2 tRNA genes and 1 rRNA gene are annotated in these 660 nt (G+C 47.3%); all 3 read right to left on the bottom strand.

Going from position 1 to position 660, the window contains the following annotated elements:
- Positions 1–99 precede the first annotated feature (99 nt).
- Positions 100–175 (bottom strand) — tRNA-Ala (locus tag A5N85_RS13525).
- A 6-nt stretch (positions 176–181) separates the two neighbouring features.
- Positions 182–258, bottom strand: a tRNA-Ile gene (locus A5N85_RS13520).
- Positions 259–332: 74 nt separating this feature from the next.
- Positions 333–660 (bottom strand): 16S ribosomal RNA (locus tag A5N85_RS13515); the annotation flags it as partial.

Genomic DNA, 660 nt, shown 5'->3' with positions numbered 1-660 from the left:
GTAAATAATAATTTTATCTATAAATAATAAAATCTATAAACTAAACTTCTAAAAATTAAACTTTTAATGTTTTGTTTTCTTTGTACTACATGGTTTCCATGGTGGAGCTAAGCGGGATCGAACCGCTGACCTCCTGCGTGCAAAGCAGGCGCTCTCCCAGCTGAGCTATAGCCCCATTTCTTGGTGGGTCTGAGAGGAGTTGAACCTCTGACCTCACCCTTATCAGGGGTGCGCTCTAACCAACTGAGCTACAGACCCATTGTAGCGTCTTAATAAGATAGTTTGTGCGAGTGTCTTGTAGCAGCATCTTGTTGAATCTTACGATTCTCTTTAAAGGAGGTGATCCAACCGCAGGTTCCCCTACGGTTACCTTGTTACGACTTCACCCCAGTTATGAATCACACCGTGGTAACCGCCCTGATAAGCTAGCTACTTCTGGTGCAACCCACTCCCATGGTGTGACGGGCAGTGTGTACAAGACCCGGGAACGTATTCACCGCGACATGCTGATTCGCGATTACTAGCGATTCCGACTTCATGCAGTCGAGTTGCAGACTGCAATCCGGACTACGATCGGCTTTCTCAGATTAGCTCCGTCTCGCGACTTGGCAACCGTTTGTACCGACCATTGTAGCACGTGTGTAGCCCAGACCGTAAGGG

The sequence above is a fragment of the Suttonella ornithocola genome (genome assembly GCF_001889065.1).
In the GTDB taxonomy this organism is placed as follows: Bacteria; Pseudomonadota; Gammaproteobacteria; order Cardiobacteriales; family Cardiobacteriaceae; genus Suttonella_A; species Suttonella_A ornithocola.
Note: the sequence above shows the minus strand (reverse complement) of the source record. Positions and strands in the feature narration are given on the sequence as shown.